The 8,646-nt window shown below is 41.2% G+C and carries 8 protein-coding genes; 6 read left to right on the top strand and 2 right to left on the bottom strand.

Annotated features, from left to right (window positions below; genetic code table 11):
- Window positions 1-132: 132 nt before the first annotated feature.
- The 5 genes from EKM65_RS08220 (at window position 133) to EKM65_RS08200 (ending at window position 5,195) form a co-directional block, all read left to right on the top strand.
- Window positions 133-342, top strand: coding sequence for a DUF1659 domain-containing protein (locus EKM65_RS08220; protein ID WP_125607400.1), 210 nt, complete (start codon window positions 133-135; stop codon window positions 340-342).
- Between the two features lie 80 nt (window positions 343-422).
- Entirely contained in the window at window positions 423-662 is a 240-nt protein-coding gene (locus tag EKM65_RS08215) for a DUF2922 domain-containing protein (RefSeq protein WP_125607398.1), read from the top strand.
- 544 nt (window positions 663-1,206) lie between these two features.
- Entirely contained in the window at window positions 1,207-3,018 is a 1,812-nt protein-coding gene (locus tag EKM65_RS11580) for a C40 family peptidase (protein WP_125607396.1), read from the top strand.
- A 417-nt stretch (window positions 3,019-3,435) separates the two neighbouring features.
- A complete protein-coding gene (locus tag EKM65_RS08205) occupies window positions 3,436-4,251 on the top strand; it encodes a hypothetical protein (RefSeq protein WP_125607394.1) in 816 nt (271 codons plus the stop codon).
- A gap of 407 nt (window positions 4,252-4,658) precedes the next feature.
- Window positions 4,659-5,195 (top strand): sigma-70 family RNA polymerase sigma factor, encoded by a 537-nt coding sequence (locus tag EKM65_RS08200; RefSeq protein WP_125607392.1) that lies wholly within the window; start codon window positions 4,659-4,661, stop codon window positions 5,193-5,195.
- 186 nt (window positions 5,196-5,381) lie between these two features.
- On the opposite strand, the gene EKM65_RS08195 is transcribed toward EKM65_RS08200, so the two are convergent.
- Window positions 5,382-5,912, bottom strand: coding sequence for an HdeD family acid-resistance protein (locus tag EKM65_RS08195; RefSeq protein WP_125607390.1), 531 nt, complete (start codon window positions 5,910-5,912; stop codon window positions 5,382-5,384).
- A gap of 155 nt (window positions 5,913-6,067) precedes the next feature.
- Window positions 6,068-6,439, bottom strand: a complete 372-nt coding sequence (locus EKM65_RS08190) for a hypothetical protein (protein WP_125607388.1) — start codon at window positions 6,437-6,439, stop codon at window positions 6,068-6,070.
- Window positions 6,440-6,714: 275 nt separating this feature from the next.
- Between EKM65_RS08190 and EKM65_RS08185 the strand changes: the two genes are divergently transcribed.
- Window positions 6,715-7,743 carry a YdcF family protein gene (locus EKM65_RS08185; protein ID WP_404803139.1) on the top strand — a complete coding sequence of 343 codons (1,029 nt, stop codon included), beginning with the start codon at window positions 6,715-6,717 and terminating at the stop codon, window positions 7,741-7,743.
- Window positions 7,744-8,646: the final 903 nt, after the last annotated feature.

Below are 8,646 nucleotides of genomic sequence, written 5' to 3'. Positions count from 1 at the left end.
GTTTCATGTCTATTTTTGTAGCAAAAAAGCCCTAACAGATCAGGGCTTAAGTGGAAATATTAACTTTCAACCTTTAGATAGTGTAAGCAGTTATCGCTGGCGAGCTTATAGCAAACAAATGGAGGTTATTTCATGGATAGTGTATGGGAATCAACTAAATTAGGTGTCGTTCTTGCAGGCGACCATTACGAGGACGGCATGAAGCAGCGCAATTTCAACACTGTGGTGGAGAATCCGACGGCTGAACAACTACAGAAGTTCAGCAATGCGATTGCTAAGTTGGGAGTTGCTGACACAGCTTTAGGCGCGCAACTCATCACTACGAAGTCAGTTACTTTTTAAGCAACGTCCGATTTCAATCAGCAACACACATAGCACATTTTAATGATCAGAACTTAAATAAATTAATGGAGGAACTCAGGATGAAAACATTGAAATTACGTTATCAAGGTACGAAGAAAAAGCACACACTGTCATTGAAAGATGTGAACGAAGCTCTGGATGGTGCGACCGTTCGTGAAGCGATGAATGACATTAAAGAAGCAGCTTTGATTCAGAAGGACAGTGAGATTTATTACGTTAAGCCACTGTCAGCCAACTACATTGAAACAATTGTCACACCAATCTTTGATGACACCGAAGAGGCAGTAACAGAGGAATAAGTTGTGGCAACCCAATTATTCTGATTTATCCGGAATTAATTAATGATCAGAATTGCTAGCGCGCGTTTTATCGATCGGCATCAATCAGAACCAATTGGGGAATTAGACAACATATAATAGAAGAAAAGCATTTCAGTAAGGATCATAATCGTGTTTTTTGCGGATTGACGGCCGGTGAATTTTGCCAGACGTCAAGACCTTTCTTGCAAAAACTTGATGTCTGGCAACACTGACTGATGATTTGACTAGGTTGATTTTTGTAACAAAAATAGCTGTGGCTGCTTCTTAGTCACGGCTATTTCGAAAAAAGTCGTTAAAAAACTCATTTGTAATCAAAATGTAACATTTTAAGACATTCTTAATAAATGGCGTTCTGATAAGGTTTTCAATTAAATTTTTAGTGTCATTTATTGATGTGACAAGCCTGTCACATAGTTGTTTAGGGAATGTCATAGTTTTGTAACATAAGAGTTGTACTATATCAGTCATAAGTCATAAACAGATTCAGACTATAGTTTCATTGAAAAAAGAGGGGTTTTACTTTATGGAGCAAAACAAAAAAGTGGCGTCATTAATGATCGGTGTGGGCGTTTTAGCAGCAGGTGCCATCGCAACTCAACAGACCAATGAAGCACAAGCCGCAACTACAACACGTAAAGTTTCTTATACTGAAGGTGCAACTACCGTTTGGACTAGTCCTATTGCTGGTCAAAAGGTTAAGAGTTATGTCTTACCAAACCAGCAAGTGCAGTTCGTTGCCTCTAAGCAAGTTTATAGCCAAACTTGGTTGCAAACGACTGATGGCGGTTGGGTCCCTGAAAAGTATGTCGCAACTTCTGACACTAAAACAGCTTCTACACCAGCAGCTGTTGGTACTGTCAAGGCGACTTACACAGAGGGCGCAACAACAATTTGGGCCGGAACAAGCTCATTAAGTGTTAAGGGTTACTTAACACAAGGCCAAAGTGTTAGTTATGTTGCTAAAAAAGTCGTTGGTTCAACTACTTGGTATCAATTACAAAATGGTGGCTGGGTTCCTAGTCAATATGTAGCTGATGCAAATGCAACAACAACTAGTGTAGCTTCGACAACTGTTACGACACCAGCAGCAAGTACTTCAACGACAAGTACTTCAACAAGTGCAACAACGTCGGTTGCTAACAACACAACTGCTTCAACAACTCAAAGTAGTTCAAGTACTGTTCAAAGCTCAAGCAGCGTTCAATCAAGCAGTTCTGCTAGTCAAGCTACTGTTACTGCACCAGCAACGAGTTCAAGTACCACAACTTCGAGCGCAAGTAGTTCAACAGCTGTTAATAATACGGTAAGTAGCAGTTCTTCATCAAGTTCTGTTGCTGCTTCAACACCAAGTACTTCGACTACTGCGCCAGCGACTTCAACAACCACTGACAAGACAGTTACAGCATCTAAGACAGTCGTTGGCCAAGTAACAGCTAATACTGGCAGTGTTGTCACAGTTTGGGATGATATTACTGGTTCAAGTGTTAAGGGCTACCTTAATCCTGGTCAAACAGTTAACCAAGTTGGAACTAAAGTTAACGGCGCCGTTACTTATTATGAATTACAAACTGGTGGTTATGTTGCCAGCACTTATGTTAGCGAAGGCTCACATGCTGCTAGCTCAACTGTATCATCAAATAGCAGTTCAAGTAGCAGCACTAGTACTGCAAATACCAACAACTCAAGTTCAACTGTTCAAAAGCCAAGTACCTCAACTCCTGTTAGTTCAGGTTCGACGTCAACTACTCGTCCATCAACTGGCACTAGCTCAAGTAGTTCAACTGGTTCATCATCAACCACAACTAGCAACTCGAGCAGCTCAGCAAATAGCTCAAGCACAGCGAACAATTCAAGTTCAACTACAAATAATTCGAACTCTTCTAGTGCTAACAATTCAAGTTCAACTAGCACGAGTGTTGTTAAACCAACAACACCAACTAAACCAACAACTCCTTCTACTGGTACAGTAAGTGCAGCATCAATTATTGCTTACGCTAGCCAATATAAGGGCACACCATATGTTTGGGGCGGTTCTTCTCCTGCAACTGGTTTTGACTGCTCAGGCTTTACACAGTATGTTTATGCGCACTTTGGTATTTCCTTAGGTGGTCATAATACCGTCTTACAGGAAAGCGCTGGTTCATACCGTACTGTAGCTCAAGCACAACCAGGCGACTTATTGTTCTGGGGCGCACGTGGTAACACTTATCATGTCGGCATTTACCTTGGCGGTGGTGTTTACCTTGCTGCTCCAAAACCAGGCGATGTTGTTAAGACTGGTTCAATCCAATACTTCATGCCAAGTTTCGCCGTTCATTTGAGTAGCGTTCGCTAGCATTATCATTTTAATTGATCATTCAAGAGGAACTGGGACAAAATCCTGGTTTCTCTTTTTGTGTGTTTTTATCTCAAACAGGTGGTCTTTGCCAAATAGTGTTGGTGGTGCTTGATGAAGTCATATCCAAATTAATGGGTATGGCTTTTTTATGACATCGTGATTCTAAAACCTGGGTTTGGCGGTTTCAATGGTGCTGTTCTGAGCGACCAAAAAATAGGTCGATCAAAACGGCTCGGCTTAATTAGCGAACTTGAATTGATCGTTGTAACCTTTATTTTAACGTTTATTTTCATGCTAAAATTTGTTCGCAAGATATGAATTAGGTCATAGAACAGTTGTCTGTTTTCACTTGAGTATCCGCTTACATTTCGTTAAGATAGGCCTGTAGTCATTAAATATGAGAGGATTGATTAAGTGAAACATATGACATTAGTAGAATTTAGACAATTGCTGGGGAGAGATCAAGTTATTACCACAAGAACGCTGTTACAAGCCTGTTTGCGGCGAGCCGTACCGCTTCATCATGAGCTTGAGTTTGTTGACGATTTTGATGTATTGATCAATTATCGATTAGTCAATCCGCAAGGGATTAAGACATTGGTGATCAGTACAGACACGGTTTACTTCTCCACTTACTCTACGAAAAGTTTACTGCAATATCGGATGGCAAACTCGATTCTTGATGTCTCGGTGATTCGCCGGTTAAAGCAACATCTTGAACTGCCACATAATCGCGAGTTATCACTTTGCTTTGGTAATTGGTGTGCAATGCATTTATCCGGCGTTTCCAGTTCCAAGTCAGCAGATTGGGTGGCCCTGCATCACGTCTATCATTTAACGAAAGTCGCTGGTAGAGAAGTAGAGTTTGATTTCACGGATGGGTTGCGCATTGTCTTGCCAGTTAGAGCCGATTTTCAACATCGTTTCGAGGATCTTTGCTTAATGAGTGTCCTTGAATTACGCGCTTTTGAATACTTGTGTCGCGAGATTGGCGTTGATCCGCAACAATTGACACTGTCAATGAATGTTTTGCGCCAACAAGACGATCTCTATCGGCAATGGCACCAACATGTCACTGTTTTCAGAATTGGTCAGTACCTGCAACTATTCCAACGCGGCGTCGTTCAGAGCATCTGCCATGATGAATCCTACGAACCGGTGACTCAGACCTTCGAAGATTCCGAGTCCTATTTCATCTGCAAGATGAAAAGATGGCGAAGTTTTAATTAAAAGTACGATTGAAAACAGTTCGATGTTATCAGCCGGCTTGGTCAGCATTGGTATTCAGGTGCACATTTGCAGTAGCCTAAACTAAATAGACTGGGGATTTTTTATCCTGAGTCCATTAATGGCGTTGGTCGTTGGTAAGGAGTTTTCAGTTGTACGGTAGTTTCACAAAGACAGCACGTTTCAAATCGTCACAAATCAAAACAACCGAGCAAAAATTCTGTCAATATTTTATCACGGAACAAATGACGCAACCTTAATCTGGCAATCCTCAAAAATAGTAGTTGCATCAAAAAGTAACTAAAACAGTGAACTGGTCAGCTTTTTTCTCCGAGGTGTGATTCCTTGTGGGGCTTGCTATGATGTAGTCACCACAGGCGCTTGTGGAATTCTGTTAAGGAGTTTCCACAATGAATAATACAAGAATGGATTCGCAGCAACGTAATTTGACAACTGGGTTACAGGCCGCGTTACAACAACCAAGATTAATTCGAGGTGCAGTCAAACGGGCTGGAATTTGGCGTGGTTCGCAAGACTATGACGATTTTTTGCAAGAGGCATATTTGGCTTTTGCGCAAGCTTATGTCAATTATGACGGTGATCCTGAGACCGACGACCGGTTTAAGGCTTACGCGTTTCGCCAGATTGTTTGGCACGTGATTGACTTGTTGCGGCGTGACCGTTATCGACAGGGCGATATCTTACCGGATTTCGATGTGATTGGTGACCTGGCAACTTATGATTCAGAAGTTGAAATCTTACTGCTACTGCAGCAATTGGCCTTTGCCGGTAATGAGTTGGATCAATTAATTATTCGTGATCATTTCCTAAAAGGTTATCCACTGGCAATGATTGCTTATCAGCAGCAAGTGACACCACGTGCATTGCGGCAACATCGCGCAAGTCTACGTGGACAATTAGCTGAAATTTTATACGATCAACTTTAAAAAATGGCATAGGAAAGGCGCTGGGATAAAAAATCCTAGCGCCTTTTTTTCGGCTTGATTTCTGGTGATTGCTGAAACGTGCTGCAAACAACTGGCGGAAGTGAATTTAAGCGTGAATCTTGCTGCGTTGGCACGCATCAATCTTCCCGTTTAAATTCATACCGCCAACCCGTTGCCTTTCGCGCTCTATTTTTTGAATAGTCGTGTTCCGAATATTTCTGCGATGCCCATGATGATTAGTAGCCAGCCGAAGATGGCGAAGAGGGCGGTTAGTGATTTGAAGGGGTTGAGGATCATGACTGCTGCGGCGATGATGATTAGGGCGCCGTAGATGTAATTCATAACGGGGCTAATGTTGACGTAGCGGCGGTTGTTTCGGATTTGCATGATGTAATTGATGCCGTGAATTAACAAGCTAATGCCAATAACGAATGGTAATAAGCTTAGCAGTGCTTTAGCGAATAACAGGACAAATAGGGCACCGACTAATTCGGTAATGCCGAGAATTGTTCCGCCATTTAAGGACTCGCCTTTTTGATGTGATTTTAAGCCGATCACTAAGTTATAAACACCCAGGACAGCTAGGTAGAGTGCGATTATTTGAATGCTCATGTTAATCATCATCGCGGGTTTAAATGCGATCAAAATACCAAAGATGATGAAAGCAGCGGCGCGTAGCCACATGTTACGTTTAATGTTTTTAACTAAATTATCCATATTCAGACCTCCATGTTTGACCTTATTCTCTCATCTTCATGATTGACACTCATCAATCTTGGGACTGATATTTCGCCGGCAATAGCATGAAATTGGCCCAAACAACGCATCATAGAAATCGTCATGCATCACTTGAGCCAATCTTAATCAAACTATTAGCGAGTACCGTATTTATTCCAACTACCACCTGGTGTGCGGATGGCGATTTTCTTAGTGAGTGTCTTGTACCAGTCATGCCAGGCGTTTTCGCTAGTTAAGTCAACAATCGTTGGTTCGTCAGCAACGATATTGTTGAAGAGATCGGTTAATTCAGTACCGCGCGCTTCAACTAATTCTTCAATCAATTGTTCATTGGTAACTTGTGGTGCTAATTGCAAGAAATGATTAATCTCAGCCATTTGTTCCTGCGCGTTAAAAGTGGCCAAAGCATCTAATTCGTTATTCCTAAATAAAGCTAAATAAAACTCGAGAAACGCATGTGCAACCCGATCGTTTTGATAATTTTTAATGTCAACTGCTTTTGCCATAAGGCTTAATCCCTCCATATTGTGAATCTCTACAATTTCATTATAGTCTTAACAAGTGGTTTTGGTAAGAAAAGTGCCGATAATCGTGATTATGGTCAGAAATGTGAAGCAATCAAGCAAGACAGTTACTTACCCGGGCCGTTTCTCCATTTTGGTCTAAGCGTGATTATGCTAAAATGAGATTAGAATATTGAGCGGAGGTCGTTACTTTGGAACAAGTTGCCAATGCATCGTTGGGGCGCCTAATTGGGGTTGTCGTCATTATTGGATTGATCATGTTAGTTTTTCTGGGTGTTTTTTTGTATAGCTGGTTGAAAGAACCACGGCGTTTAATTAATGGCATTTTATTTTCATTATTTTTTGGTGTCTTTTTGGTTTGGCTGGCGGTGCTGATTTTCAATACCGGAAATAATACCTTTATTACCTTCATGGGACTGTTGTTTATCGTCTTAGTTGGTATTATCGGGCTGGTGTTGTTGATGGGCTGGGCCTTGTTGCTCTGGAACGCCATGATTGTGTGGAAGCGCGAAAGTCATACATTGGCTAATATGCTGACATTATTTTTAGCGTTGCTGTTAATGGGCTATTGGGCGTTTAACTTGCTGAGTGCGAATCGCTTTTTACCAGAATGGTTGAATGCACTGCTGGGCGTGATTCCTGCCATCGGAACTTATATGGTTTTCTGCAGTTACAATTATTTGGTTAATGCGTTCTTGTATCAATTTGTGCCGCGTAACTATCGTCAAGATTATTTGATTGTTTTAGGCGCCGGTTTAATTGACGGTCATAAGGTTTCCCGCTTGTTAGGTAGTCGCATTGATCGCGCGCTGACTTATGCTAAGAAGCAAGAACAGAAAGGGCGGCCACTGCCTAAAATTGTTTTTTCCGGTGGGCAAGGTGCTGATGAACAATTGTCGGAAGCGCAAGCAATGGCCGATTACGCAGTCGCACACGGCTGGCCGCAAGAATTGGTCGTTTTAGAAGCTAAGTCGAAAAACACGTTGCAAAACATGCAATTCTCAAAAAGAGTGATTGCGACTGATTTTGCCACTAAAGATGTCATGCCGCGGGTTAAATTCTTCACGAATAACTATCACACGTTCCGCGCCGGTTTGTATGCTAGAATGGCTGGCTTAAAGGCTAACGGTGTTGGTTCAAAAGTACGTTTGTATTTCCTGCCTAATGCATTGATTCGCGAATTTGCGGCTATTTTTTTGCTGAACAAACGCCGTCACATGATTATTATCGTTGGCTTACTTGCCATAGCAATTTTTTCAGCGATTATCACAGCAATCAATCACTAATCGTTTTGTGGATTGCTCGCTGATTAGGCGCAACATTTCAGCCCAAACGTTTTTTAAAAGTGTCAAAAAAGCCCTCTAACTTAGCTGAGTTAGGGGGCTTTGTGCATGGTGAGACACGCTTGGGATATTTTACTATATCAGGTTGCTATTTAAAGGCAAGTTTCAGATTGTTGTGTTGAATTGATGATACTTTTGTGAGTGTAGGATTCTAACAGATGTTAGCCAGCCGATTAATACAGTCCAAATCATTAGAACCGCGATACCTTGTCCGGGACGCAAAAGAACGAATTCGCCTTGACCGTTAATAATATAAGAAAATTTGACAAAGTAAGAAGGTAAATATTTTGCTAGATTGCTTAAGTGCGGATTAGCGAAGAGACCTAACCGTTCAAAGAAGATAATTAAGGTTAAGCCACTGAAAATAACAATCGGACTTTTAAAGTGAGTTGCTAGTAGTTGAGCAACCACACCGAGAAATAATCGCCAGAGCAGAAGGAGCTGCTAAAGTGAGGTTTCTATAAGAAAAACTGTTCCAATTTCTAAGCCAAAAGCTAGTCTTAGTCAGAGAAACAAAGACACAAAAAATTCGATTTTAAAGCTTGAAAAATACAAAAACGGGGCATAGATTGATCGCTTTTATTGCGTAATCTAAGTAGTGTTATTAAATGACGCATTAATGTGATAGGAACAGGATTTAAATTTTATGTTCGAGGTTGCTCCCTCTTACAACATAACTGTGTTCATAGGCATTGAAGGTTGCATCTAAGTTGTAAAAACATGAATCTTAAAATCAAGATTCACATTTTTACGAACTTAGATTTCACCTTCAAACCATGCCTACTCACAACATAAATGTGTTCGTAGTACCTGAGATGGTATAAATAAAATGTCTGTCCCTAAAAT

This window comes from Lapidilactobacillus bayanensis, from assembly GCF_003946695.1.
Classification (GTDB): domain Bacteria; phylum Bacillota; class Bacilli; order Lactobacillales; family Lactobacillaceae; genus Lapidilactobacillus; species Lapidilactobacillus bayanensis.
This window is presented reverse-complemented; position numbering and strand designations above follow the sequence as displayed.

Excerpts from the sequence above, each read along its gene's own strand:
- EKM65_RS11580 (WP_125607396.1), top strand. The coding sequence starts at position 1,207 with ATGGAGCAAAACAAAAAAGTGGCGTCATTAATGATCGGTGTGGGCGTT.
- EKM65_RS08220 (WP_125607400.1), top strand. The coding sequence starts at position 133 with ATGGATAGTGTATGGGAATCAACTAAATTAGGTGTCGTTCTTGCAGGC.
- EKM65_RS08190 (WP_125607388.1), bottom strand. The coding sequence starts at position 6,439 with ATGGCAAAAGCAGTTGACATTAAAAATTATCAAAACGATCGGGTTGCA.
- EKM65_RS08185 (WP_404803139.1), top strand. The coding sequence starts at position 6,715 with ATGTTAGTTTTTCTGGGTGTTTTTTTGTATAGCTGGTTGAAAGAACCA.
- EKM65_RS08200 (WP_125607392.1), top strand. The coding sequence starts at position 4,659 with ATGAATAATACAAGAATGGATTCGCAGCAACGTAATTTGACAACTGGG.
- EKM65_RS08195 (WP_125607390.1), bottom strand. The coding sequence starts at position 5,912 with ATGGATAATTTAGTTAAAAACATTAAACGTAACATGTGGCTACGCGCC.
- EKM65_RS08215 (WP_125607398.1), top strand. The coding sequence starts at position 423 with ATGAAAACATTGAAATTACGTTATCAAGGTACGAAGAAAAAGCACACA.